This is a genomic window from Azospirillum sp. Marseille-Q6669, assembly GCF_965111635.1.
In genome coordinates this window covers 680,096-705,000 of the sequence record NZ_CBCOOP010000002.1, presented here as the reverse complement: position 1 = coordinate 705,000, position 24,905 = coordinate 680,096, and the positions used below count along the sequence as shown (strand labels likewise).

At 66.0% G+C, this 24,905-nt stretch carries 25 protein-coding genes, 2 rRNA genes and 1 pseudogene (1 of these 28 cut by a window edge); 18 read left to right on the top strand and 10 right to left on the bottom strand.

Annotation, left to right across the window (positions count from 1 at the left end; translation table 11 throughout):
- The 3 genes from ACWPXE_RS14640 to ACWPXE_RS14630 form a co-directional block, all read left to right on the top strand.
- Positions 1–765, top strand: a 23S ribosomal RNA gene (locus ACWPXE_RS14640) (it extends 1,982 nt beyond the left edge of the window).
- 133 nt (positions 766–898) lie between these two features.
- Positions 899–1,014: ribosomal RNA gene (rrf, locus tag ACWPXE_RS14635) — 5S ribosomal RNA — on the top strand.
- Between the two features lie 164 nt (positions 1,015–1,178).
- Positions 1,179–1,463, top strand: a complete 285-nt coding sequence (locus ACWPXE_RS14630; protein WP_237903531.1) for a YkgJ family cysteine cluster protein — start codon at positions 1,179–1,181, stop codon at positions 1,461–1,463.
- Here the strand turns inward: ACWPXE_RS14630 and ACWPXE_RS14625 are convergent.
- Entirely contained in the window at positions 1,435–2,235 is an 801-nt protein-coding gene (locus tag ACWPXE_RS14625) for a hypothetical protein (RefSeq protein WP_454018414.1), read from the bottom strand. The two genes, ACWPXE_RS14630 and ACWPXE_RS14625, sit on opposite strands and share 29 nt — an antisense overlap.
- A gap of 94 nt (positions 2,236–2,329) precedes the next feature.
- Between ACWPXE_RS14625 and ACWPXE_RS14620 the strand changes: the two genes are divergently transcribed.
- The 9 genes from ACWPXE_RS14620 to ACWPXE_RS14580 all read left to right on the top strand — a co-directional run bounded on the left by ACWPXE_RS14620 (position 2,330) and on the right by ACWPXE_RS14580 (position 10,295).
- Entirely contained in the window at positions 2,330–3,100 is a 771-nt protein-coding gene (locus ACWPXE_RS14620) for an SDR family oxidoreductase (protein ID WP_454018413.1), read from the top strand.
- A 401-nt stretch (positions 3,101–3,501) separates the two neighbouring features.
- Positions 3,502–5,484, top strand: coding sequence for an excinuclease ABC subunit UvrC (gene uvrC, locus ACWPXE_RS14615; RefSeq protein ID WP_454018412.1), 1,983 nt, complete (start codon positions 3,502–3,504; stop codon positions 5,482–5,484).
- Positions 5,485–5,532: 48 nt separating this feature from the next.
- Positions 5,533–6,144, top strand: a complete 612-nt coding sequence (pgsA, locus tag ACWPXE_RS14610; protein WP_454018411.1) for a CDP-diacylglycerol--glycerol-3-phosphate 3-phosphatidyltransferase — start codon at positions 5,533–5,535, stop codon at positions 6,142–6,144.
- Positions 6,145–6,308: 164 nt separating this feature from the next.
- The gene (gene mobB, locus ACWPXE_RS14605; RefSeq protein WP_094302047.1) at positions 6,309–6,836 is read left to right on the top strand and encodes a molybdopterin-guanine dinucleotide biosynthesis protein B; all 528 of its coding nucleotides are present in this window, start codon (positions 6,309–6,311) and stop codon (positions 6,834–6,836) included.
- Between the two features lie 29 nt (positions 6,837–6,865).
- Complete coding sequence (gene moeA / locus ACWPXE_RS14600) at positions 6,866–8,119, top strand: molybdopterin molybdotransferase MoeA (RefSeq protein ID WP_454018410.1); 1,254 nt, start codon at positions 6,866–6,868, stop codon at positions 8,117–8,119.
- Complete coding sequence (gene moaD, locus ACWPXE_RS14595; protein ID WP_014240490.1) at positions 8,119–8,370, top strand: molybdopterin converting factor subunit 1; 252 nt, start codon at positions 8,119–8,121, stop codon at positions 8,368–8,370. Before moeA ends, moaD begins: the two co-directional genes overlap by 1 nt.
- Positions 8,371–8,386: 16 nt before the next feature.
- On the top strand, positions 8,387–8,845 hold the full coding sequence (locus ACWPXE_RS14590) for a molybdenum cofactor biosynthesis protein MoaE (protein WP_454018409.1): 459 nt from the start codon (positions 8,387–8,389) through the stop codon (positions 8,843–8,845).
- Between the two features lie 89 nt (positions 8,846–8,934).
- Positions 8,935–9,585 (top strand): hypothetical protein, encoded by a 651-nt coding sequence (locus ACWPXE_RS14585; RefSeq protein ID WP_454018408.1) that lies wholly within the window; start codon positions 8,935–8,937, stop codon positions 9,583–9,585.
- A 74-nt stretch (positions 9,586–9,659) separates the two neighbouring features.
- Entirely contained in the window at positions 9,660–10,295 is a 636-nt protein-coding gene (locus ACWPXE_RS14580) for a LysE family translocator (protein WP_454018407.1), read from the top strand.
- Positions 10,296–10,316: 21 nt separating this feature from the next.
- Here ACWPXE_RS14580 and ACWPXE_RS14575 read toward each other — a convergent pair whose 3' ends face one another.
- A complete protein-coding gene (locus ACWPXE_RS14575; protein ID WP_454018406.1) occupies positions 10,317–11,471 on the bottom strand; it encodes an alpha/beta hydrolase in 1,155 nt (384 codons plus the stop codon).
- Between the two features lie 221 nt (positions 11,472–11,692).
- Between ACWPXE_RS14575 and ACWPXE_RS14570 the strand changes: the two genes are divergently transcribed.
- The gene (locus ACWPXE_RS14570; protein WP_237903541.1) at positions 11,693–12,163 is read left to right on the top strand and encodes a hypothetical protein; all 471 of its coding nucleotides are present in this window, start codon (positions 11,693–11,695) and stop codon (positions 12,161–12,163) included.
- Here the strand turns inward: ACWPXE_RS14570 and ACWPXE_RS14565 are convergent.
- Positions 12,141–12,716 carry a GNAT family N-acetyltransferase gene (locus ACWPXE_RS14565; RefSeq protein WP_237903542.1) on the bottom strand — a complete coding sequence of 192 codons (576 nt, stop codon included), beginning with the start codon at positions 12,714–12,716 and terminating at the stop codon, positions 12,141–12,143. The genes ACWPXE_RS14570 and ACWPXE_RS14565 overlap by 23 nt on opposite strands.
- Positions 12,717–13,037: 321 nt before the next feature.
- On the opposite strand from ACWPXE_RS14565, the gene ACWPXE_RS14560 reads away from it, so the two are divergent.
- Positions 13,038–13,208, top strand: a complete 171-nt coding sequence (locus tag ACWPXE_RS14560) for a hypothetical protein (RefSeq protein WP_454018405.1) — start codon at positions 13,038–13,040, stop codon at positions 13,206–13,208.
- Between the two features lie 110 nt (positions 13,209–13,318).
- On the opposite strand, the pseudogene ACWPXE_RS14555 reads toward ACWPXE_RS14560, so the two are convergent.
- A pseudogene (locus tag ACWPXE_RS14555) lies at positions 13,319–14,630 on the bottom strand (protoglobin domain-containing protein).
- Between the two features lie 230 nt (positions 14,631–14,860).
- The gene (gene rpoH, locus ACWPXE_RS14550; RefSeq protein ID WP_014240481.1) at positions 14,861–15,751 is read right to left on the bottom strand and encodes an RNA polymerase sigma factor RpoH; all 891 of its coding nucleotides are present in this window, start codon (positions 15,749–15,751) and stop codon (positions 14,861–14,863) included.
- Between the two features lie 524 nt (positions 15,752–16,275).
- Here rpoH and ACWPXE_RS14545 point away from each other — a divergent pair.
- Entirely contained in the window at positions 16,276–16,800 is a 525-nt protein-coding gene (locus tag ACWPXE_RS14545; protein ID WP_454018404.1) for an N-acetyltransferase family protein, read from the top strand.
- A 218-nt stretch (positions 16,801–17,018) separates the two neighbouring features.
- On the opposite strand, the gene ACWPXE_RS14540 is transcribed toward ACWPXE_RS14545, so the two are convergent.
- Together ACWPXE_RS14540 and ACWPXE_RS14535 are read right to left on the bottom strand one after the other, a co-directional pair.
- Positions 17,019–17,429 (bottom strand): MucR family transcriptional regulator, encoded by a 411-nt coding sequence (locus tag ACWPXE_RS14540; RefSeq protein WP_014240479.1) that lies wholly within the window; start codon positions 17,427–17,429, stop codon positions 17,019–17,021.
- A 68-nt stretch (positions 17,430–17,497) separates the two neighbouring features.
- Positions 17,498–17,824: an HU family DNA-binding protein gene (locus ACWPXE_RS14535; protein WP_269145369.1), complete on the bottom strand. Its 327-nt coding sequence runs from the start codon at positions 17,822–17,824 to the stop codon at positions 17,498–17,500.
- Between the two features lie 321 nt (positions 17,825–18,145).
- On the opposite strand from ACWPXE_RS14535, the gene ACWPXE_RS14530 reads away from it, so the two are divergent.
- Positions 18,146–19,135: a TerC family protein gene (locus ACWPXE_RS14530; RefSeq protein WP_454018403.1), complete on the top strand. Its 990-nt coding sequence runs from the start codon at positions 18,146–18,148 to the stop codon at positions 19,133–19,135.
- 20 nt (positions 19,136–19,155) lie between these two features.
- Here the strand turns inward: ACWPXE_RS14530 and ACWPXE_RS14525 are convergent, their stop codons facing one another.
- A complete protein-coding gene (locus tag ACWPXE_RS14525; protein WP_454018402.1) occupies positions 19,156–19,623 on the bottom strand; it encodes a hypothetical protein in 468 nt (155 codons plus the stop codon).
- 165 nt (positions 19,624–19,788) lie between these two features.
- Between ACWPXE_RS14525 and ACWPXE_RS14520 the strand changes: the two genes are divergently transcribed.
- Positions 19,789–20,931, top strand: a complete 1,143-nt coding sequence (locus ACWPXE_RS14520) for a polysaccharide pyruvyl transferase family protein (RefSeq protein ID WP_454018401.1) — start codon at positions 19,789–19,791, stop codon at positions 20,929–20,931.
- Positions 20,932–20,946: 15 nt separating this feature from the next.
- Positions 20,947–22,371, top strand: a complete 1,425-nt coding sequence (locus ACWPXE_RS14515) for an FAD-dependent oxidoreductase (RefSeq protein WP_454018400.1) — start codon at positions 20,947–20,949, stop codon at positions 22,369–22,371.
- A gap of 13 nt (positions 22,372–22,384) precedes the next feature.
- Here ACWPXE_RS14515 and ACWPXE_RS14510 read toward each other — a convergent pair whose 3' ends face one another.
- Both ACWPXE_RS14510 and ACWPXE_RS14505 read right to left on the bottom strand, forming a co-directional pair.
- The gene (locus ACWPXE_RS14510; protein ID WP_454018780.1) at positions 22,385–23,725 is read right to left on the bottom strand and encodes a ferredoxin reductase family protein; all 1,341 of its coding nucleotides are present in this window, start codon (positions 23,723–23,725) and stop codon (positions 22,385–22,387) included.
- A gap of 144 nt (positions 23,726–23,869) precedes the next feature.
- The gene (locus tag ACWPXE_RS14505; protein WP_454018399.1) at positions 23,870–24,892 is read right to left on the bottom strand and encodes a hypothetical protein; all 1,023 of its coding nucleotides are present in this window, start codon (positions 24,890–24,892) and stop codon (positions 23,870–23,872) included.
- Positions 24,893–24,905: the final 13 nt, after the last annotated feature.

Genomic DNA, 24,905 nt, shown 5'->3' with positions numbered 1-24,905 from the left:
GGAGGCTAGGAAGCCCGGGCGCCAGCTCGGGTGGAGCCATCCTTGAAATACCACCCTTGAGGTCTCTGGCATCTAACCGCGCTCCGTTGATCCGGAGCCGGGACCCTGCATGGCGGGTAGTTTGACTGGGGCGGTCGCCTCCCAAAGTGTAACGGAGGCGCGCGATGGTGGGCTCAGAGCGGTCGGAAATCGCTCGACGAGTGCAATGGCATAAGCCCGCCTGACTGCAAGACAGACAAGTCGAGCAGAGACGAAAGTCGGCCATAGTGATCCGGTGGTCCCACGTGGACGGGCCATCGCTCAACGGATAAAAGGTACGCCGGGGATAACAGGCTGATGACTCCCAAGAGTCCATATCGACGGAGTCGTTTGGCACCTCGATGTCGGCTCATCACATCCTGGGGCTGGAGCAGGTCCCAAGGGTTCGGCTGTTCGCCGATTAAAGTGGTACGTGAGCTGGGTTTAGAACGTCGTGAGACAGTTCGGTCCCTATCTGCCGTGGGTGTCGGAGTTTTGCGAGGATCTGTCCCTAGTACGAGAGGACCGGGATGGACATACCTCTGGTGCACCGGTTGTCACGCCAGTGGCATGGCCGGGTAGCTAAGTATGGACGGGATAACCGCTGAAAGCATCTAAGCGGGAAACCCACCTCAAAACCAGAACTCCCTTGAGAGCCGTGACAGACCATCACGTCGATAGGAGGCATGTGGACGGGCGGCAACGCCTGAAGCTGAGCCTTACTAATCGCTCGAAAGGCTTGATCCTTACCAGCAGGCGGCCCGCGCGCAGCGGCAAGCCCTGGACGCACGAGCCAACACCGCAAAGAACAAGAGCAGACGTCCTCAAACTTAACGAAACCCGCCCGTCCGGTCCGGATGGTTCGCGTGTGCCTTGGTGACCTGGTGGTCATGGCGAGGCTCCCAACACCCGATCCCATTCCGAACTCGGCCGTGAAACGCCTCAGCGCCGATGGTACTGCGTCTTAAGACGTGGGAGAGTAGGTCGCCGCCAGGTCACCACGGCACACGCCAAGCCATCAAGGACTTGGATGGATGGGTTTCAAACACACTTGACAATCGGCTTCATGAACGGCAAGGCCGGCGCTTTCCCCAACGGAAGGCGCCGGTTTTTCGTCGTGTTTGGGCGACGAGCGACGAAAAACGGGGGCATGCTTACCAATGGCTGGTGACGTACCGGATTGCGAAAGCTGCGGGGCCTGCTGCGCCTACTCCTGGGAGTGGCCCACCTTCATCGGGGATTGGGACGGCGATGAAATCATGGAGCACCTGAAGGAGGACGGACGCATGCGGTGCAACGGCAATCGCTGTGCGGCGCTGATGGGGACCCTCGGCGAGTCCGTCTTTTGCAGCGTCTATGAGCATCGCCCCCTGGTGTGCCGCGAATTCACGGCGGGGAGCGACGCCTGCCACACCGTCAGGTCCCAGTTGGGATTGCGAGATTGAGCCAAGCGCCGACCCGGTGACGCAGGCTGCGCCGACGGTCCTCCTCCGGAGCCGGAGCGATGTCCCAGTCCCAGGTCCGGTCGGGGTGAGGGAGGTCGAGCCCCCAGAGCGAGTCCTCACGCTCCTGAACCAGGCCGTCCTCCAACCAGAGACTTTCCGTATCGGTGAAGAGCGTGGCCTGTTCGGCGACGCTGGCAAGCCAAAAGCGGTGGCTGTGCGCAAGGGTTCGGGCGAAGCGTTCCCGCTCAGCCTCCGGCGTGTTCGGTGCCTTGCGGTCGACGGCGTCCAATGGCAGGAGAGGGAGTTGGGACAGGAGATTGCAGGAGAGGGCGAAGGCGAATCGCTCCCCTGGAAGGTCCGGCGGTGACGGTGAGGGAAGCGGTGAGCCATCAGAGAGAGCGGCATCCAGCGGCGCCAACACTCCGGTGACGTCGAGGGTGAGCAGGCGGACGTTGGCATGGCGTCGCGCCTTCAGACGAGCGCTGTGGGTGTGAACCATGTCGACCAGCACCACCTCGCCGAATCGTTCGGCCAGCATCGCCAGCGGAACCTCGATCAGCAAGCCGGACCCCGCCACCAGCGCCCGGCCGCCCCGCGGTGCCCGTTCGGCGGCTTCCTGGACGAAGCGGCGGCAGGCATCGACGTGGGGCGCCCAGGCCTGCCGCTGGCGCCGGTGGCGCGCGCCGAGAGCCACCGCTTCCGCCAGATAGCCGTAGCGCCGGGACAAGGGCGGGCAGGGTGTGGTCAGATACTCGAATGCTTCTCTCAGCATGGTCGCGCCCCGCTCCGCCTGTCTTTCACCGGTCCGGTCCTTGACCCGGAGGGAACCCCTTGACCGGAACGGGCGGCAAGGTACCTATGGCGGCATGGTGGAGATCAAGCGGAAAGCGGCCCTGGTCACCGGGGCGGGAAAGCGGATCGGACGCGCCATCGCGCTCGATCTCGCGGTGCGTGGCTGGCGTGTGGGCGTGCATTTCGGGCATTCCCGCAGCGAGGCCGACGCGGTGGTGACGCAGATCGTCGGGCAGGGTGGCGTTGCCGTGGCGCTTCAGGCCGATCTGGAGCGCGAGATGGACGCGCAGGCGCTGGTGCCCGAAGCCGTCGAGCGGCTGGGCACGCTGTCGCTGCTGGTCAACAACGCCTCCCGCTTCGAACGGGACGAGGTGGGGGATGTGACCCGCGAGTCCTGGGACCGCCACATAGAGGCGAATCTTCGCGCTCCCTTCGTGTTGAGCCAAGCCTTCGCGGCTCAGGTGCCGGGCGACGCGGAGGGGTTGATCGTCAATATGATTGATCAGCGGGTGTGGAACCTCACCCCGCATTTCATCTCCTACACCCTGTCGAAGGCCGGCCTGTGGACGTTGACCCAGACGCTCGCCATGGCACTCGCCCCGCGCATCCGGGTCAACGCGATCGGGCCGGGCCCGACGTTGAAAAATGTCCGGCAGACGGATGAGGAGTTCGCCGCACAGCGTGAAGCGACTCCGCTGAGGCGCGGCCCCTCGCCGGAAGAGATCTGCGCGGCTTTGCGCTTCCTTATCGACGCGCCGTCGGTCACCGGGCAAATGGTCGCGCTCGACGGTGGCGAGCATTTGGGATGGGCGCAGCCGTCCTTGGGATTCGTGCCAACGGAATAGACGGTTCGGCAAGGGACCGTCTGGCCGTTCAGCGGACAACCCCTTGGTGGGTTGGGCGCCCCGGCAAGAGGACCGCGCGTTGTACACATCCGGCCTCATCGGCGCAAGGGGCTGTTTGCACGATCCGCAAAAATAGCGGCGCAGCGCCAAAGTGCCGACTTGACTCGGGGGGTCTCCAATAAAAACAATACCTTACGTGAAATGCCCAATTTTTATGCATAGCTTTGGAATCCCTTGGGCCGCCTTGGTTCCACTGGGGTAACCCTTGGGTTATTGACACACTTATCCACAGGATTCGTGGATATCCCGACGGATGTCCACCGAAGAGGTGGATCGTTCGTCTTAACCATTCAGGACAGGGGGTGGTTGACCCCCTCCCCGGACCCGACGACATTCGAGACATGGCCGATACCGCAGACACCCCCACGGACCTCATCCTCCCGGAGACGGACGGCGCCGACCTTCTGGGCGCCGACGCACCAAGCGCGGATACCCAAGGCGTGGACAAGACGCCACGCCCGCGACGGCGCCCCGCCGATCTCGCCCGGGGGGCGGAGGTGATCCGCGACCACCTGAAGACCCTGCCGCAGACGCCCGGCGTCTACCGCATGCTGGCGGGCGACGGGGCCGTGCTCTATGTCGGCAAGGCCAAGAACCTGAAGCGGCGGGTGTTCAACTACACCCAGGTCAACCGCCTGCCCGTGCGGCTGCAGCGCATGGTGTCGGAAACGGAAACCATGGAGTTCGTCACGACCCACACCGAGGTCGAGGCGCTGCTCCTCGAATCGAACCTGATCAAGCGGCTGATGCCGCGCTACAACGTGCTGCTGCGGGACGACAAAACCTTCCCGCACATCATGATCACCAAGGACCACGACTACCCGCAGCTGACCAAGCACCGGGGCGCGCGGTCGCGCGACGCCGACTATTTCGGTCCTTTCGCCTCGGCGGGGGCGGTCAACCGGACGATCACCGCGCTTCAGCGCGCCTTCCTGCTGCGCAACTGCGCCGACACGGTGTTCGCCGCGCGCACGCGGCCCTGTCTGCAGTACCAGATCAAGCGTTGCACCGCGCCCTGCGTGGAGCGGGTCAGCCCGGCGGAGTATCAGGCGCAGGTCGATCAGGCCCGCGCCTTCCTGTCGGGCAAGAGCCGCGACATCCAGACGGAGTTCGTCGCGGAGATGACCAAGGCGGCGGAGAATCTCGACTATGAGACCGCCGCCCGCTACCGCGACCGTATCCGTGCGCTGACCGCGGTGCAGGCGCACCAGGACATCAACGTCGAAGGGGTGGTCGAGGACGCCGACGTGATCGCCGCCTACGCGGAGGGCGGGATGACCTGCGTGCAGGTGTTCTTCTTCCGCGGCGGGCGCAACTATGGCAACCGCGCCTACTTCCCCAGCCACGACAAGAGCGCCGAGACCCCGGAGGTGCTGGCCGCCTTCATCGCCCAGTTCTACGAGAACAAGGCGGCCCCCGGCCTCGTCCTGGTCAGCCACGACCTGCCGGAGCAGGAACTGCTGACCGAGGCCCTGGCGCTGCGTGCCGGCCACCGGGTGGAGCTGGCCGCGCCCAAGAGGGGCGACAAGCGCCGCATCGTCGAACACGCCCTGACCAACGCGCGGGAGGCCCACGGGCGGCGGCTGGCCGAAAGCTCGTCGCAGGCACGGCTGCTCGACGGGGTGGCGACGGTGTTCGGGCTGGACGGCCCGCCGCAGCGGATCGAGGTCTACGACAACTCCCACGTCCAGGGCGCCCACGCCATCGGCGCCATGATCGTCGCCGGGCCGGAGGGCTTCATCAAGAACGCCTACCGCAAGTTCAACATCAAGACCGAGGGCGCCGCCGGCGACGACTTCGCGATGATGCGCGAGGTCATGGCCCGCCGCTTCGGCCGGGCGATCAAGGAGGATCCGGAGCGGACGCAGGGCACGTGGCCTGATCTGGTGCTGATCGACGGCGGCATCGGGCAGCTCAACATGGCGCTGGGCGTGTTGGCCGATCTCGGGATCGACGACGTGACGCTGGTCGGCATCGCCAAGGGGCCGGACCGCGACGCCGGGCGTGAGCGCTTCTTCATGCCGGACCGCGCGCCGTTCCAACTGGAAATGCGCGATCCCGTGCTCTATTTCCTGCAACGGCTGCGGGACGAGGCGCACCGCTTCGCCATCGGCACCCACCGGGCCAAGCGCACCAAGGCGTTGGGCAAATCGATGATCGACGAGATTCCCGGAATCGGACCCAGCCGGAAGAAGGCCCTGCTGCACCATTTCGGCAGCGCCGTCGCCGTTTCCCGCGCCGGTCTGGCGGATTTGGAGTCGGTCGAAGGGATCAGCAAGACAGTGGCGAAAAAGATATACGATCATTTCCATTCAGACGGTTAGAATGACGCCGCCCGCCGCGCGTTTCCCCCGATTCCAGAGTTGCGACCGATGCTGACCAGCCTGCCGAACCTGCTCACCCTGTCGCGCATCGCGGTGATTCCCGTCGTGGTCGGGTTGTTCTACGTGCCGGAGGCGTGGGCCGCCTACACGGCCTGCGCCCTGTTCGCTGCGGCCTGCATCACCGACTGGTTCGACGGCTATCTGGCCCGCGCCTGGGAGCAGGAAAGCGTCATCGGCAAGTTCCTCGACCCCATCGCGGACAAGCTGCTGGTCGCCGCGACCCTGATCATGCTGGTTGCCTTCGCCCGGCTGTCCGGGCTGTCGGTGCTGGCCGCCGTGGTCATCCTGCTGCGCGAGGTTCTGGTGTCCGGCCTGCGGGAGTATCTGGCCGGGCTGAACGTCGGGGTGCCGGTCACCTGGATGGCCAAGTGGAAGACGACGATCCAGATGGTGGCGATCGGCTTCCTGATCGTCGGCGATTACGGTCCGGTCCACATCCCGGTCACTCTGATCGGCACGCTGGGCCTGTGGGTGGCGGCGATCCTCACCTTCGTCACCGGGTGGGATTACATGCGCGCCGGGCTGAAGCACATGATGGCCCACCAGCCGGCCAAGCCCCGGAAGGGTACCCCGGGCAACCCGGCCCGCACGCCGGGCTGAGCCGCGTTTCTGGGCCGAGTCGCTTTTATCGCAAACGGCTTTCCGGCTGGCGGCAGAGCGGACCACAAATCCGGTTTGTCCGTTCGCATGCCCGTGTGTTTCTGCTATGTGACCGGGGAACGCCCGCACAGCGATGGGCGGCAAGGCGGAGGATAGGGGCTTCCATGAAGATGTTCGGCCTGACGGGGTGGAGCGGCAGCGGCAAGACGACGCTGATCGTTCGCCTGATCCCGGCGCTGATCCGGCGTGGCCTGACCGTTTCGACCATGAAGCACGCGCACAAGGGCTTCGACATCGATCACCCCGGCAAGGACAGCCACAACCATCGCGAGGCCGGAGCCACCGAGGTTCTGGTCAGTTCGCCCCGTCGCTGGGCGCTGATGCACGAGATCCGCAACGACGAGCCGGAACTGTCCCTGGCGGAACTGCTGCCGAAGCTGTCGCCGGTCGATCTGCTGCTGATCGAAGGCTTCAAGCGCGAGCCGCACGAGAAGATCGAGGTGTGGCGCGCCTCGGTGGGCAAGTCGCTGATCGCACGCGACGATCCGAGCATCGTCGCGATCGCCAGCGACGGGCCGGTGCCGGACGCCGGGGTGCCCGTCTTCGACCTGAACGACGAGGAGGCCATCGCGTCCTTCATCATCGAGCGTTGCGCGCTGGACCGGTGCAAGGCAACGGGACAGGCTGTCTGAGACGGCGGTGTGCAGGGTGGAGTAGGGCAATGGCTCAGCTTAGCGATGATTGCTTCGCCTTCGGCGGCGAGATGATGGCGGTGGACCGGGCGCTGGAGCTTCTCTCCGGCCGCCTTCACCCCGTCACCGCGACCCGCCGGATCGGTCTTGCCGACGCCCTGGGCCATGTGTTGGCCGAGGATGTCGTCGCTCCGTTCGACGTGCCGCCGCACGACAATTCGGCGGTGGACGGCTACGCGGTCTTCTTCGACGACCTGACGCCCGACGCCGCCACGCGGCTGCCGGTCACGGCGCGTGTCGCCGCGGGCCACGCGCTGGACCGTCCGGGGCGGCGCGGCGAGGCGGTGCGCATCTTCACCGGCGCCCCGATGCCCGAGGGCTTCGACACGGTGCTGATGCAGGAGGACTGCAAGGCGGAGGAGAGCACTGTCGCCATTCCCCCCGGCATCCGCCGCGGCGCCAACCGTCGCCGCGCTGGCGAGGACATGGCGCAGGGGAGCACCGTCCTGACCGCCGGACGCCGGCTGCGGGCGGAGGACATCGGCCTGCTCGCCTCGCTGGGGCGGCGGGAGGCGACGGTGCGCACGGCCCTGCGCGTCGCCGTCTTCTCCACCGGGGACGAGGTGCGGGAGCCGGGCGTGCCACTGGAGCCGGGCTGCATCTACGACGCCAATCGCTTCGCCCTGATCGCCGCGCTGCGCCAGCTCGGTTGCCGCGTGACCGACCTCGGCATCCTGCCCGACCGGCTCGACGCCGTTCGCGGTGCATTGGAGGCCGCAGCGGGGACGCACGATGCTCTCATCACCTCCGGCGGCATGTCCACCGGAGAAGAGGACCACGTCAAGGCGGCGGTGGAGGCTCTGGGCGGCCTGCATTTCTGGCGGCTGGCGATCAAGCCGGGGCGCCCGGTGGCTTTGGGGACGGCCAAGGGCGCCGTCTTTGTCGGCTTGCCGGGCAACCCGGTGGCGGTCATGGTCACCTTCCTGCGCATCGCCCGCCCGATCCTGCTCCGGCTGATGGGGGCGGCCGACGAGGCGCCCGCCTTGTTCCCGCTGCGCGCGGGCTTTACCTACAAGAAAAAGGCGGGGCGGCGCGAGTATGTGCGGGCCACGCTCGCCCGCGCCGCCGACGGGATTTTGACCGCGGTCAAGCACCCGCGCGACGGGGCGGGCATCCTGTCGTCGATGGTCGAGTCCGACGGGCTCGTCGAACTGCCGGAAGAGATCACCCGCGTCGAGCCGGGGATGATCGTGGATTTCCTGCCTTTCAGTGAGGTTCGGTGATGAAGATCCTCTATTTCGCCTGGCTGCGCACCAAGATCGGCGTGGCGACCGAGACGGTGGACCTGCCGGCGGAGGTCCGGGACGTCGGCGCCCTGGTGGAGTGGCTGAAGACCCGCAGCCCGAAGCACGCCGACGCGCTCGCCAACAGCACGGTGGTCAAGGTCGCGGTGAACCAGGAGCATGTGCCCTACGACCATCCGGTCGGCCCTGGCGACGAGGTGGCCCTGTTCCCGCCGGTAACCGGCGGCTGAGGAAGGAAACGTTGCCGTGACGGTGAAGGTGCAGAGCGAGGATTTCGACGTCGGGGCGGAACTGGCCGCGATGACGGGCGGCAAGACCGGCATCGGCGGGGTGACCCTGTTCGTCGGGCTGGTGCGCGACATGGCCGGCGGCGAGTCCGTCAGCGCCATGACGCTGGAGCATTATCCCGGCATGACCGAGCGGCAGTTGGAGGCGATCGAGGCGGAGGCGCGGGAACGCTGGCCGCTGGACGACGCGCTGATCATCCACCGCTACGGGCGGCTGGAGCCGGGCGACCGCATCGTGCTGGTCGCCACCGCCAGTGCCCACCGAGAGGCGGCCTTCGAAAGCTGCCATTTCCTGATCGACTGGCTGAAGACCAAGGCGCCCTTCTGGAAGATGGAGGCCACGCCGGAGGGCGAGTGCTGGGTGGAGGCCAAGGAGTCCGACGACACGGCGGCGGCCCGCTGGACGAAACCGGCGTGAGGTGAGAGGCAGCGCACAGACGGCGTCCTCCTCACGGTGTTTGGATCCGCTCCCGCGCAAGGCTGTGCGCGCATGCGGAGTGTCCGATCATGCGAACCCGGTTCCTGCTCGCCGGACTGGCGGCCCTGTCGCTGGGCGCGTTCCTGTCGTGCCCCGTCCAAGGGAAGGAGCGGCAAACGGCGGAGCGGGTTCTGACCGACCCGGTCAGCGGCTGCCGCGTCCGCGACCCTGATCCGAGCCGGGGGAGGTCCGTCCGCTGGAGCGGCGCCTGCCGCAACGGCTTCGCTCACGGTGCCGGTGTTCTTGAAACGTTCGATGGCACTGAGCCGGCGGACTGGACCGAGGCGGTCTTCGTCGATGGCCGGGCCGAGGGGCCGGGGCGCAGCGGTCGCGCGGATGGGACGATCTTCCAGGGCCGTTTCCAGCATGGCCTCGCCACCGGCCCGGGGACGCTGACCCTGCCGGACGGTCACCGCTACGTCGGCGGATTCGCGTTCGGGCGCCCGACCGGGCAGGGGGAGTTCATCGCCTCCATGGGGTTGCGCTACCGTGCGCGGGTCGATCGGGATGGGCGGGTGTGGCCTGGCGCGCTTCTCGGCTCGAAGCCAGCCGAGCCCATCCAGTCGGCCGAGCGGCCGGAAGCGCGGGGCAAGGCGGCGCCGGGCAGCCTGGAGGAGTGGCTGCGCACGCCGCCTTGGGACTACCGCGATCCGGTGCCGAACGATGCGAACCGGCGTTGACCAGCTTTGCACAGGCGGCGTTTGCCAGACGCGGCGCGCCGTGGTGACATCGTGGCCCCCTTCGGATGACGGCGATGAACTGGCAGACCCTCGGATTCTTCTTCGCGACGGCCTTCGTGCTGTCGATGACTCCCGGCCCCAACATGCTGCTGGCGATGAGCCTCGGCCTGCGCTACGGCGTCCGCCGCGCGGCCTGGGGCGGGCTGGGCATGTGCGTGGCGCTGACGACGATGGCCACCCTGTCGGTGCTCGGACTCGGCGCCCTGCTGGCGGCGTCGGAGCCGGCCTTCCAGGCGGTGAAGTGGGCGGGCGTGGCCTATCTGACCTGGCTCGGCATCGCCGCGTGGCGGGCGCCGGTGTCGGACGGCTCGCCGCGCGTCGTCGGCGCCGCTGCGGCGGAGGAAGCCCCGGCCCATCGCCTGTTTCTGCGTGGGCTGCTGGTCGCCTTCAGCAACCCGAAGGCGCTGGTCTTCATGGCCGCCCTGTTCCCGCAGTTCATTGACCCGACAACCCCGCTGATGCCCCAACTCGTGGCGCTGGTGGCGATCATGGTGGTGATCGAGTTCGGCTGGATCATGGCCTACGCCACCGGGGGCAACAGCATCGGCGCCCGCCTGACCAGCGGATCCGCGGCCCGCACCCTCAACCGTCTGACCGGCGGTCTGATGATCGGCGCCGGCGGGCTGCTGGCGCTCGCCCGCCGGCTGTGATCGCTCACCGTCTGTGATTGCTCAATCCATCCGGCGGAGGGTCGTCTCCAAACGGCCCTTGCCGGAGCGGTCCAGCCAAGTGGCGGACAGGCGCCCGTCTGTCCGGACGCTGTAGCGCAACACGTTGCGCCCCTTTTCGTCGAACACCAACTCGTCGTTCTCGATGCGGCCCTTGCGCTGGGCGCGCTCCATCGGCTGGTCGGCCTCCATGCCCGGCCCCAGCACATAGTCGGCATAGACGGCGTCGCCTTCAACCCGGTCCACCGCCAGCGCGATCTCCCGCCCGTTGATGTAGGCGCCGTACCAGACGCCGAGGAAGGAGCGGGCCCCGGTGCCCGCCGGGGATGAGGTGCCGCTGCCGGTGCGTGGCTCCGGCGCTGCGGCCCGCATCAACTCCGCGCTCGGTGTGCGGCCCCAGGATTCGTCACAGGATGGGTCGCCCCGGCGCGGCGCCGCCTCGGCGAAGCGCAGGATGCAGGACCCGAACCGCCGGACGAACATGCCGGTCGTCGCAGCGCCGTGGCCGGTCAGCAGGGCCGGCTGATCCACGACGATGTGGTCCAGCCCGCGCGAGGACAGGATGCTGCGCGCCGACTCTCCGCGTCCGCCGGGGTCGAAATCGTCACCGTGGAAGAAGAACAGCATCACCCGCGCATTGTGGATGCCGCGCAGGATCGGCCAGAGCTGCGCGGCGTTGTCGCGGAAGCTGTCGTAGGAGTCGGAGAAGTTTCCAAAGGCCGCGGGGGCGGTGCCAACGACGGCATCCACCCGGTCGCTCTGCCCGGCGGCCATCAGCGAGAGGAAGGCGCCGAAGGATTGGCCGGTCAGCACGACCTTGCGGTAGCCACGGTCCTTCAGCTGGTCGGCATAGCCCGCCAACGCGCGGGAGCTGTTCGGCAGCGTGTCGCTGACCCGCATGCGGTCCAGCCGGAACACGTCCCACCCCGCGTCCTTCATAGTCTTCATGTAGAGCGGGGTGGGGGCGTTGGAGTCCTCCACCTCCACCGACCGGCCATGGCTCCACACCACCGCGCCGCGGGCCATGGTCGGGCCGAGCAGGGCGCCGTCGCCATAGGCTGGGTTCAGGTGAATCTGGGCCGCCGCCGTCTGCGCCGTACCGAGCATTGCCAACGCCGCCACCAATCCGAGCAGCGCCTGTCCGACTGTCCGCCTCATCCTTCCACGCTCCTGTCTGCGGGCGTGGAAAGGGTCCAGGAATATGGTTAACCCGACCTTTCCATCGGATCGGGCCGGCTTTTGTCACGGAGCGTTGTCACAGCCTCATCGGTGCGGGTGCCCTGCGTCAGAAGGTCCATCAATTGCAAATGCGAATGACTCGCAAATTAGGCGCGGATCGTCTAAGGTCGGTTCCGTCACTTCAGTCGGGAGGGGTCAACATGTGCGATTCGGTGGGCGAGGGGCGGCTGTCCCCCTGGACGGTGTCCGATCTGACGACGGCGGAACGCGCGCTGTTGACCGGTTTCCGGCAGTGGTTCCGTCACGGCACCGCCGGCGCGATGGCCGCCATGCGGGCCAGCTTCGGCGTGGCCGGCGTGCCGTCGTCGGCTCTGCTGCCGTTGTTCGCCTTGCTGGGCACCTTTGCCGTGACCAACGCCGGGCGGCCGGCCTTCCGCTGCCCGACCTGCTCGCGGGTAGGAATGGACGAGATGGCGGTGCTGGACGCGCTGGCCGCCATGCAGGCGGGAGAAAGCGACGTGACGACCCAGGTGTTCGACCGTTGGCTTCCCCTGGTCGCCCTGACCATGGCCACCGATTCCGCACGGGAGCTGGCGGACATTCTGGACGGCGCGCGCATCCGTCTGCCGCGGCGCCGTCCGGCCCGGCTCATAGCGCTGGCGGCGGAATGACCGGCGCGAAGCCGGCTCCGGTCTGCCAGACCACCTGCCGGAACAGCGGCTTGCGCATGATCCATTGATCGATGGGCACCTGGACCAGTTCGCCGGCCGGGGTGCGGTAGGAATAGCGCCCCCGTTCGGTGCCCCGCAGTTCGTAGCCCAGCCGCTCATAGAAGGCGAGGACTCCGGCGTTGTCCCGGTCCACGCCCAGTTCCGATTCCGAATAGCCGTGGTCGAGCGCGGCGCCCTCGGCGGCGGTCATCAGCCGCGTGGCGATGCCCCGGTTGCGGAAGGGTTGGAACACCCGCAACGCCCACAGCGTGGCGCGGCGCAGATGCCGCTTGCGCTGGAAGTCGATGCAGATCTGACCGGCGGGAAAGCCGTTGACCTCCGCCACCAAAAGAGCACCGCTTCCACGCTCCTGAGCCCGGAAGGCCGTGGCCAGGATTTCCCGGTGGGGCGTGTGCAGCCCGAACCATTCGAGATCCGGCAGGTCGGTCCGGCAGGCCGGGCGAATTGTGACGGGCAGGCTGATCACATCCTGCGACGCGGTGGCGGCGTCCATTCCTCCTCCGGACTTCGAAGCATCTGACAGAGTGAACGGACCGACGCGGCGCGGCGTTCCCCGCGACCAATGAAAGTCTTATCGGGCAAAGACAGGCCCGCCAACCGCAACAGAAAGGGATAAGTTTAGAGAATTTGTTTATAAAATCATCCAGGGAGCAAGGGCTGAACAACCCAGAGGATATGACGAACAGCCTGATTGACCAACCACGTGGATTCTTGATAAGTCTCTAAACGAATTGGAGCGGAGAGACGGCCGCTCGGTGATAGGGCGCGACTCACGAGCCACGTGAGAGCACCAGGAGACAGGGAGGACCGTGCGATGATCAAGATTGTCAATCTGGGGCGCACCGGCCTTTACGTGGCGATGCAGAATGGTGCTTTGACCACGATCAGTGGCCGCAGCCATTGGCGTTCGCTCGATGATATCCGCTCAGCGGCCAACGCAGCAAAGATCAAGGTCAGCGATACGGTTCTCCGCACCGTTCTCTGACGTCAACGCGCGGGGGGCCTGCACGAGGACAGCCTGCATGAAGGCAGGGCGGTCGGTTCGATGAGCCGGCGGCACCGGATGGCGCCGCCGGCCACAGGCCGTTGCAACAATCAGCCAGCCCGGACCCGTGCCAGGAAACGGTCGACTTCGGCTCTCAGATTGTTCGATTGAATGGACAGTTCGTTCGTCGCCGACAGGACGCTGCGCGCTTCTGAGCCGGTGTCCGACGCCGAGGAATTCGATCGACGCCTGCTGGACATTGCGGGCGATCTCGGTGGTGGCAGTGCCCTGTTCTTCCATGGCCGACGCGATGGAGGTCGAGATGTCGTTGATCCGCGCGATGGTCGTGGAGATCGAGCGGATGGCGAGCACCGCGTCCTGGGTCGCCCCCTGAACCGCGCCGATCTGGGAGTTGATCTCCTCCGTCGCCTTGGCGGTTTGGTTGGCGAGACTCTTCACCTCCGACGCGACAACCGCAAAGCCTTTGCCGGCCTCACCGGCGCGGGCCGCCTCGATGGTGGCGTTCAGCGCGAGGAGGTTGGTCTGGCTCGCGATGTCGTGGATCAGCTTCACCACCTGGCCGATGCGGCTGGCGGCGTCGGCCAGACCCTGCACGGTGGTGTTGGTGCGCTCCGCCTGCGACATGGCCTCGCCGGCGATGGCCGCCGATTGGGTCACCTGATGGCTGATCTCGCCGATGGAGGCGGTCAGCTCCTCCGCCGCCGCGGCAACCGTCTGAATGTTGACGGAGGCCTCCTCCGCGGCTGCCGCCACCTGGGTGGACTGCGCGCTGGTCTCCTCAGCGGTGCGGCTCATGTTCTGGGCGGTTCCCTGGAGCTGCTGCGCGGCGGAGGCCACGGCCTGGACCACGCTCTTCACTTCGAGTTCGAAGGAGTCGGCGGTGGTTCCCAGCTCGCGTGAAATGATCGCGGCGGTGTTCAGATCGACATAGACGGAGGTCGCCAGATCCATGTCCAGGAAGACCGCCTTGTTGATCGCCTGCATCAGCTGGGCAATCTTTTCCGGCTTCTTGCGGTAGACTTGATAGGCGAGGTCGATCAGTTTGTTCAGCGTGAAGCAGTAAGCGCCCGTGTACCAGCGCGGCTCCAAACCGATGCGCTGGTGGGCCTGCCCAATCTTCAGCACCTGCGCCATGTAGGCGTCGTCGAAGGTGCCGGTGAAGACGTTCTTCAGCCAATGCTGCTTCTGCATGTCGCGTGCCCGGCTGACCACCGTGGGATTGGCGAGCAGCACCGCGACCTGCGGGACCGAGCGCAGGTAGCCGTAGAATTCCTCGAGGATCTGATCGATGCGTTGGGCGAGGTGGGGTTGAAATTCCCGAAGGACGGCCTTCGTGGGTTCGTCGATTCGCAAGAAGGAGATTCGGTCGAGGATGGATTGTGTCTGGGCAGAATGCGACATGGATCGACTTCCCCGCGAAAATAGGACCGCCTCAGATTAGCGCAATTTGTTTTTAATGCGAAATAACTAACCTGCGCGCGCACTATGGAGGGTTACGCTCGGTGTGGAAACCGGCAGAGTTGTCGCAGGCCCAACAAATCATCAGGCTTTAACGAAATAGAAAACCGGCGGAGCCGTTTGGCATCCGCCGGTATGTTGCAAGCCGTCGTGAAAATATTGGTTCGTCTACCTCAGGCCGCCATATGGGCCGGGGCGCGGCGCAGAGCCTGGGCGGCGCTGAGGACGGCCTTCTGCAGTTTTTCGAAGGCCCGGACCTCGATCTGGCGAACCCGCTCACGCGACACGCAGAACTGCTGGCTCAACGACTCCAGGGTGGACGGGTCCTCCTTCAGGCGCCGCTCGAACAGGATGCGGCGTTCACGATCGTCCAGACGCTCCAGGGCCTGTCCAACCAGCCGGCGGCGCAGCGCCAGCTCGTCGGCCTCGGCGATCACGCTTTCCTGGGTCGGACGGTCGTCGGCCAGAAGCTCCAGCCAATTGGTTTCGCCATCGCTGGAAAGGGCGGCGTCGAGCGAACTGTCGTTGGACGACAGACGGCGGTTCATCTCGATCACCTCCTGCTCCGGCACATCCAGCTCGGTCGCGATGGCGGTGACGGTGGAGGGGGACAGATCGCCCTGTTCCAACTCCTGCATCTGGCTCTTCAGGCGGCGCAGGTTGAAGAACAGCTTCTTCTGCGCGGCGGTCGTGCCCATCTTCACCAGGGACCAGCTGTGCAGGATGTATTCCTGTATGGCCGCGCGGATCCACCAGGTGGCGTAGGTCGCGAAACGGAAACCGCGTCCCGGATCGAATTTCTGAGCGGCCTGCATCAGGCCCACATTGCCTTCGGCGACGAGGTCGACCAGCGGCAGCCCGTAGCCGCCGAAGCCGCGGGCGATCTTGATGACCAGCCGCAGGTGGCTGCCCACCAGACGCTCCAGCGCATGGCCGTTCCCGCGGTCGCGCCAAGCGACGGCCAGCTCGCGCTCTTCGTCGGGGGCCAGGATGGGGAACCGCTTCGACTCCTCGACATAACGGGTCAGGCTGGCGTTTTCACCAGTCAGGAGTTTCTTGAGCACACCGGCCTCCTCTCTCCAACGCTCCACCGTCTCTTGCCGCGGAACCTTTTCGATGGCCGTTCGCAGACGCCCATCGTTTCGGCATTCTTATTGTGGGGATTTGCCGAAATTATCCAGGAACACGTCAATCAGACATTGATACTGTGCCGCCACCACCAAGTTGGATCAAGCCTTGAAACGGCGGTGCAGCAATATTTTTTGGCGTATATCCGGACTATTCGGTCCTTATGAATGCCAAAAAGATCCGGAGAACTTTTGGGAGATTGGCGAAAATATGACGGCTTTCGTTTGGAATGAAGGCAGATGCCGGTCTCTCCGCTTTGTCATCACTCGGCCGGAGATGGGTATCCATTTCATAAGGCATGGCCATACAGGCTAGCCTGCTCGGCCTTTCGGCATAGAATTTTCCTCAGGGATGGGTGGGCAGTGCAGGAGCGGTCCGCGGCGACGCTTGTGTTCCACGGGCTTGCGGGCGTGCTATTCGGGAAGGAAATCCAGGACGACGCAAGGTGAGAGGCCCCACTATGAACATTCGCAGCAGCCGACCGGACGATCTGGAGCGCATCCAGGCGATCTACGCACACCATGTCCTGACCGGTGCGGCCAGCTTCGAGGAAGTCCCACCCGGCCTGGAAGAGCTTGCCCGTCGGCGGGACGACGTGCTGGCCCGGGGTATGCCTTATGTCGTTGCGGAGATGGACGGGAGGGTCATAGGCTATGCCTATGCCGGTCCCTACCGGCTGCGCACCGCCTACCGTTACAGCGTCGAGGATTCGATTTATCTCGATCCGGACTGCATGGGGCGCGGTGCCGGCCGGGCTTTGCTCTCGACGGTGATCGACCGCTGTGAGGAGGCTGGGTGCCGCCAGATGATCGCGGTGATCGGCGACAGCGAGAACGCGTCGTCCATCGGTCTGCATCGCAGCCTGGGCTTCGAGCCGGCGGGCCTGCTGAAGGCGGTGGGGTTCAAGTTCGGGCGCTGGGTGGACAGCGTCCTGATGCAGCGCCCGCTCGGCAACGGGGATGCGTCACCGCCTGAGGGGCGTTGATGGGACTGGGCGGAACGACGGGTGATTTGTCCAGCGGCCCGGGTTCATGAATGAAACGCGACGGAAGGGCATATCGGAGTTTTATGTCCCACCGCACACAGCGTCGTCACCCTGGTGCGTCTTGATCGTTCCTTCGACGCCATCCATCACCGCTGAACGCAAGAACGGGCGCATCGCCAGGATGCGCCCGCCATTGAGTGTGCGGCTTGGGGAAGGGGTCAGTCCTGGACCACCCGCTTGCGGCCCAGACCGAGCTTTGTCGCCATCTCCGACCGGGCCTTCGCATAGTTCGGTGCGACCATCGGATACTCCGCCGGCAAGCCCCACTTGGCGCGGTAATCGTCCGGGGACATGTCGTAGACGGTCTTCAGATGCCGCTTCAGCATCTTCAGCTTTTTCCCGTCTTCCAGGCATATGATGTATTCCGGGGTCACCGACTTCTTGATCGGCACCACGGGGACCAGTTCGGCCTTGGCCGGCGCGGATTTCTCTTCGCCAAGGCCATTGAAGGCCGTCTGAACGTTGAGGATGAGCGCCGGCAGGTCGGCGACCGGCACCGTGTTGTTGCCGACATAGGCCGCAACGACCTTGGCGGTCAGGGCCTGCAATTCCGATGCTTCGATGGTCATGGCCGCGTTCAGCTCCGTTCCCCTGTGGATCAGCCGTTTGGAACAGCCTTGGATTAGGGCGAGGTCGATCAGACGTTCACCACGTCGCGCAACTGCTTGGCCGGCTTGAACCGCGGCGCCTTGGACGCGGCGATCTGCACCACCTCGCCGGTGCGCGGGTTGCGCCCTTCGCGGGCGGCGCGCTCGGCAACCTCGAAAATGCCGAACCCGGCGAGGCGCACATCCTCACCACGACCGAGGGCCGAGGAAATGCCTTCGAACACCGATTGGACGACCTTCGCCGCATCGGATTTGCGGATGCCGGCGTCGGTCGCGACGGTCTCGATGAGCTCGGCCTGGTTCATGCGAAACTCCTGGTGCGGGTGCGCGCGTGGATTTTTCCGTGTTCTTGGCAGATTGAATCCATCGGCACAAGAGCGATGGCCGGAAAGGCAACCATAAGTGTTTTGCCAATGATGACTTCTTGCATCCCCTGTGGCCCGGATGCATCAAAGCGACCGCCCACCGCGGCACAACGGTGCGGAGCGAGCGGAAAATGGACGATGTTTTCCGTTGATAGTTGATCGACTCGCCGGCCGCGGGCCTTGAACGCAAAAACAGCAACACCACTTCAGCGGCGTTCGGGTCCGGGCCCCTCTGACGGCTGAGGCGTCAGCCGTGATGTCGGATACCGCTTGAATTCACTGCAGACGCAGCGCAATCAAGTGGGTCTTGTTATGGATTCCCTTATCGCACCCGTCTTTCTCGATTTCATGGGAAAGCCCGTATGGGTTTGGCTGACCTTCGTCGGCCTCGTTCTGGCCTTGCTGGCCTTCGACCTAGGCATCCTCAACCGCCGCGACCGTGAGATCGGCGTCAAGGAAAGCCTCCGTCTCTCCGCCTTCTACATCGTCGTCGCCGTGCTGTTCGGCGGCTGGGTCTGGTGGTCGATGGGCGACACCGCGGCGGCCCAGTACTACACAGGCTTCTTCATCGAAAAGAGCCTGTCGCTCGACAACGTCTTCATCATTTCGCTGATCTTCACATACTTCGCGGTCCCGCGCGCCTATCAGCACCGCGTGCTGTTCTGGGGCATTCTGGGCGTGATCGTGATGCGCGGCCTGATGATCGCCGCCGGCGCCGCCCTGGTCAGCGAGTTCCACTGGGTGCTCTACATCTTCGGCGCCTTCCTGCTGCTCACCGGCGTGAAGATGCTGTTCGCCGTCGACAAGGAGCCGGACCTCGCCAACAACCCGGCGCTGCGCCTCCTGAACCGCCACCTACGGATCACCGACGGCTTCCGCGGCCAGAAGTTCTTCGTGCGCGAGGCGGGTCCGGACGGGCGGACCGCGCTCTACGCCACGCCGCTGTTCCTGGCGCTGATGATGGTCGAGTTCGCCGACCTGATCTTCGCGGTGGACAGCGTGCCCGCCATCTTCGCCATCACCACCGACCCCTACATCATCTACACCAGCAACATCTTCGCCATCCTCGGGCTGCGCGCGCTCTACTTCGCGCTGGCGGCGATGGTCCACCGCTTCCGTTACCTGAAGTACGCGCTGGCTCTGGTGCTGGTCTTCATCGGCGGCAAAATCTTCTACACACAGATATTCGGCAAGCCGGACCCGCTGATCTCGCTGGGCGTGACGCTGACCTTGATCGCGGGCGGCGTGGTCGTCTCGCTTCTGAAAACGCGCAGCGAGGGCAAGCGGCTGCCGGCGGAGTGATGCCAATCAAATGACCCTGGTCAGCCGGTGAAGCCCAGGCGCTTCAGGGCGGCGATGCTCTCCTTCGCGCTGGTGTGGAGGATGAAGTCGCCGCCCGCCTGCGTCCAGGGATCGCGGGCCTTCTCGCGGTCGTCCACCAGGACCGTCCCCGGCCCGCCATGGCGGTGCTTGTCGCGGGCCATGCAGGTGATCACCCGCACATCGGGACCCAGCATGTGGGCGACCCAGCGCCGCTTCTGCTCCGGCGCCCAGGAGCCGAGCGGCAGGCCGGTCAGGATGGTCGGGGCGTAAGGTTCGCAGAATCGCCAGAGATCCTGCGCGTCGTGCATGAAATCCAGCGTGCCGAAAAAGTCGGGATGGCGGGACAGTTCCCGCCACATGACCTTCATCGGGATCTCCTCCGGGCGTTTGCCGGTGACTGCCTTCACGCCGCGGTCGAAATCGGCCAGAACGCCGTCGAGGTCGAGAAACAGCTTGGGTCTCTGCATCGTCTGCCTTGTCCTGCCTGTCCAACGTCCAGCCCGCCCAACTCCGGCCCATCCCACTCCGGATGAACGCGACCGCAGACTACCGGTCGCACGGAACCTTCGCCAGCCGGTCGGGTTGCACCCGAAGGCATAGGCGCACGGCTGCGGTGCGGCAGGGGGGTACGGATGACGGTCATAGGCATTTCAGGGTCTTACGGCGGCTTGAACCTGGGGGACGAGGCGATCCTTACCTCGGCCATCGAGCAGTTGCGCGCCACGGTGCCGGGGGTGGAGGTGGTCGTCTTCTCGCGCAACGCCGCCCACACCCGCGAGAACCACACGGTGGACCGCGTTTTGAATCCGCGGGAAGCCATGAAGGACGAGATCACGCCGGAGGTCGAGCGGCTCGACCTGCTTCTCTTGGGCGGCGGCGGCATCCTCTACGACAGCGAGGCGCAGACCTACCTGCGCGAGGTCACCATCGCGCAGAAGCTGGGCGTGCCGTCCTACACCTTCGCCATCGGCGTCGGTCCGCTGAAGGACCGGGTGGAGCGCGACGCGGTGCGCGAAGGGCTCGACCGCATGACCGGCATCACCGTCCGCGAACCGAGCGCCAAGCGGCTAATCGAGGAGATCGGTGTGCAGATTCCGGTGACGGTCACCGCCGATCCGGCGCTGCTGCTGACTCCGGAGCCCTTCACCGAGGAGATGCTGGCCGAGGCCGGCATCCCGCGCGACCGGCCGCTGGTCGGCCTTTCGGTGCGCGAGCAGGGGGCCGCGGCGCCTGAACTCAGCGACGCGGCCTATCACCAGCTCTTGGCGGAGGCGGCGGATTACATCGTACAGCGCTTCGGCGCCGATGTGGTGTTCGTGCCGATGGAGCGCGCCGATGTGCGGGAGGCGCACCGCGTCATGGGCCGCATGGCGGTGTCGGAGCGCGCCCATCTGCTGCAATACCGTTACACGCCGCGCCAGATCATCGGGCTGATGGATCATTTCGAAATGGCCGTGGGGATGCGGCTGCATTTCCTGATCTTCGCAGCCATCACCGGTACGCCGCTGATCGCGCTGCCCTATGCCTCCAAGGTGTCGGATTTCCTGTCCTCGATCGGGCTGGAGCCGCGGGCGACGGTGTCCCACACCACCGCCGGAACCTTCCTCGCCGACCTCGACCGCCTGTGGGACCACCGTGCGGAGCAGAAGGGACTGCTGCGCGACCGGATTCCCGTGCTGATGGAGCGTGCCCGCGAGACGGCGCCGCTGGCCCTGCAGACGGTGGCGCCGCGCGCTGAAGCAGCGGCCAAAGCAGCGGCCAAAGCAGCGGAATGACGAAAGGAGCCAGTCTTGCCCGTTCTGCCCTGTCCCCCGAACCCTGAGTCGGTCACCCTGCCACCGCGCCGCGCCATGAAGGTCGCGCGCTGCCACGTGCTCGTCGTCGGCGGCGGCCCCGCCGGCATGGGGGCGGCCATCGGGGCCGCCCAGTCCGGGGCCGACACCATCCTGGTGGAGCGTTACGGCTTCCTCGGCGGCAACGCCACGGCGGCCCTCGTCATGCCCTGGATGAGCTTCTACACCCAGCGCGGTTCGGTGGCGGTCGTGGACAACACCCGCCTGATGCCGCAGGACCACGGCCCCGGCGAGCCGGTGGTGGGCGGGGCGCTGGCTGTCTTCCTGGGCCGGCTCTACACCAACCAGGGAGCGATACCACCCTCGCCGGACACCGGCTTCACTGTTCCCTTCGACCCGGAGGTGCTGAAGGTCACCGCCCAGCAAATCCTCGACGAGGCTGGAGTGAAGGTGCTGCTGCACGCCTTCGCCTCCACCGTCCTCGGCGAGCCGGGCAAGCCCGACGCGGTGGTCTTCGAGACGAAGTCCGGCCCTGTGGTGATCGAGGCCGACGTGATCGTCGATTGCACCGGGGACGGTGACATCGCGGCGCTGGCCGGCTGCGACTATGAGGTCGGGCGGGAGGAGGACGGACTGACCCAGCCGATGACGTTGATGTTCCGCATGGTCGGCTTCGACCATGACGCCTTCAACGGCTATGTGCGGGAGCATCCGACGCAATGGCGCGGCGTTCACGGGCTGTGGGACCTCGTGTCGAAGGCCACGGCCAATGGCGACCTCGATCTGGCGCGCGAGGACATCCTGTTCTTCGCCACCACCCATCCCGGGGAGATCGCCCTGAACTGCACGCGAGTCACCGGCGCGCTGGGCACCAACGTCTTCGACCTGACCCGCGCGGAGTGGGAGAGCCATCGGCAGGCCGCTCAGATCGCCAATTTCCTGCGCAAATACGCCCCCGGATTCGCCGACGCCTACACCTGCCAGACCGGCACCGGAATTGGCATCCGCGAGACGCGGCGCATCGTCGGCGATTACGCCATGACCGCGGACGACGTGCTGGGGGCGGCGAAGTTCAAGGACGCCATCGCGCGCGGAACCTACCCGGTGGACATCCACAGCCCGACCGGCCGCGGCACGGTGCTGAAGCGCGTGCCCTCCGGCGAATGGTACGAGGTGCCGATGCGCGCGCTTCTGCCCAAGGGGACGGAGAAGCTGCTGGTGGCCGGACGCTGCATCTCCGGCAGCCACGAGGCCCATTCCTCCTACCGGGTGACGCCCACCTGCATGGCGACGGGGCAGGCCGCCGGGGTCTGCGCGTCGATGGCGGCGCGGCGCGGCGAGCGCACCCGCGACATCCCGGTCGGCGCCATCCAGCGCGAGTTGCTGCGCCAGGGGGCCCTGCTGCGCGAGCCGGAAGCGTAAGGCTTCCTTGGGGTTAGCGCATCGCGAAGAGTTCCTGGTGAAAACGCTGGTCCACCGGCAGGCCGTGGGCCGCGAAGTCGTGCCGCAGCGCCTGCCCGAAGCCCGTCGGGCCGCAGAACCAGACGCTGGCATCGCGCCATTCCGGCACCAGCGCACGGATGCGCTCGCCATCCAGGCGGCCGTCGCGGCTGTCGATCAGGACATGGAGGCGAACCCCCGCCGCCGCCGCGTCGGCGGTGAGCTTCGCGATCGCGTCCCCGTCGTACTCGCTGGTGGTGTGGAAGAAATCGATGGTTTGCCGTGGCCGTTCGGCCCTTGCCGCCAGGAACTTCATGCGGGCGATGAAGGGCGTGACGCCGATGCCGCCACCCACCCAGATCTGGTGCGGACAGGAATCGTCGAAGGTGAAGCATCCATAAGGCCCCTCCACCGTCACCGCTTGGCCGACCGCCAGCCGTTCCCGTAGCCGCCGGGTGTGGTCGCCAAGTTCCTTGACCACGAAGGTGATGCGGCGCTCGGCATCGTTCCAGGCCGAGGCGATGGTGTAGGGATGGGCGCCCTCCGCTCTGTCCGAGGTGGCGAAGGCGAACTGGCCCGCCTTGTGGCCCGGCCAGCCCTGCGGAACGTCGATCGCGACCTCAAGGGTGTGTACGCCGGGAAAGTAATGGAGCGCGCCGATCGTGCCAGGAACACGCCGGTCGGCGGCGACCCGGCCGAGAAGCACCACGATGGCGGCCCAGGCGCTGGCGGCGAGCAGCGGCGCCATCACCCAGCCGATGGGCGAACTCCAGTAGGCGAAGTCGGTCAGCACGACGGCGTGGAAAACCAGCACCAGATAGGCGATCGCCAGCAGGCGGTGCGTCTTGAAGAACAGCCAGTAGGGGAGGCGCTTGAACAGCGCCAGCGCGATCAGCAGCACGGCCGCGTAGAAGGCCCATTCGCCGAGCCATTCGGCGGTGCCGCGCAGGCTGCGGAGCGACTGTTCGAGGGAGCTGTCGGGAATTGCCCGCGGTCCCCGCTGCGGCCGGACCAGCCACCCCCAGCCCACCGCCCATTTCGGCCCCTGGGCCCACAGCCAATGGACGACCGCCGCGACGAGGCCGGCGATGCCCAGCCACTTGTGCAGGCGGTACATCTTGTCGAGGCCGCCGAACCACGCCTCCGGCCAGCGTGGCCGTAGCGCCAGGATCGTTGCCATCCCCATGCAACCGATGGCGATGATCCCGCTGTACTGAACCAATGCAGTGCGAAGACCGAAAAAGCTGTCCGCGCGAAACACGCCGGGTTCAGCGGCAAGCCATAAAATCGTGAGAAGGGTTAAAATACCCCATAAAGACAGTTTGATCCTTGTCATGGCGACATCCTCCGTGTCGGCCACCGTCGAGGTGCGGATGGAGGGATGCTTCGCTATCGCCTTTCCGGTGACAAGCCGATTCCGATCATCGCAGCCATTCGAATCCTCGGCCACGGCAATGGCGGGGGAGGGCGGCGAATCCGGTTACTTGCGAATCCAGACCTTGGTTTCCATGAAGCGGTTGGCGAGAAAGCGGTAGGTCTGCTTCTGCAACTGTTCGATGGCGGTGGACTTCTCCACCGGCGTGGTGTCCCAGGCCTGGAGGATGTCCTCCCACTCCAGAAGCCGGGCGCGGAGGTCGTCGCGGATCTTGCGGATGAAGGCCACGGTGGTGTCGAAGGACTTCAACGCGCCGAAGATCTCGCCGGTCTGGGCGTCCGCCTGTTCGAAGATCGCGTCATAGTCCTTCAGCGGCTTGCCCAGCAGCCCTTGCATGCGCGCAACCTCGTTGCACAGGGTGCGGTCGGTCCGGTAGATCTGGGTCAGCCGAGTCAGCTTGCCGCTGATGGCGCTGATGGCGTTGAAGCGGTCGCGCAGCGCCTCGATGTAGGACAGCTCCTGAGTCAGATCCTCGATGCGGTCGGTCAGATACTGCTCGTAATTGTCCTGCAGGTTGAGCTTCGCCGCGATGTCTTTGAAGGCGGCCTTGACGCGCTGCTTCGTCTGCGGGTCTTCGACGATCTGCTCCAACTCGTCGGCCTTCACCACAATCATTTCGCTTCCGGAGATCGAGGAAACAAGCTGCACCGTCAGGCGTCCCCGCGCGATGTTCCGGTGCTTCTCCTCCACCGACCAGGAGGCACGGCCGTCCAGCAGTTCCCCCGGAATCTGTTCGCCTGGCCGGATCTGCTTCACATAGGCCAAGCCCTTTTCCACCACGTCCAGCAGCTTGGAATCGCGGCTGTCCTCCTTGATGTCGAAGGATTCCATCAGCGTGTTGAAGGGCAGGGCGGCCTTCAGATCGCCCAACAGGATGTGGAGCACCGGCTGCTTGGACGAGGGGTCGATGCAGAAGAAGGCCCCGGACAGGCTGAACACCTTGTGCTCGAAATCGAAATGCGTGTCCCGCATCGGCGCCGCGGGAGCGGCATCGGTCACTGCGGGGGCGAGCGTCGCCTTGGCATCGGCTTCCGTGCTTCCGGTTTCGGTATCGGGGACATCGGACATGGGCGGGGACCGG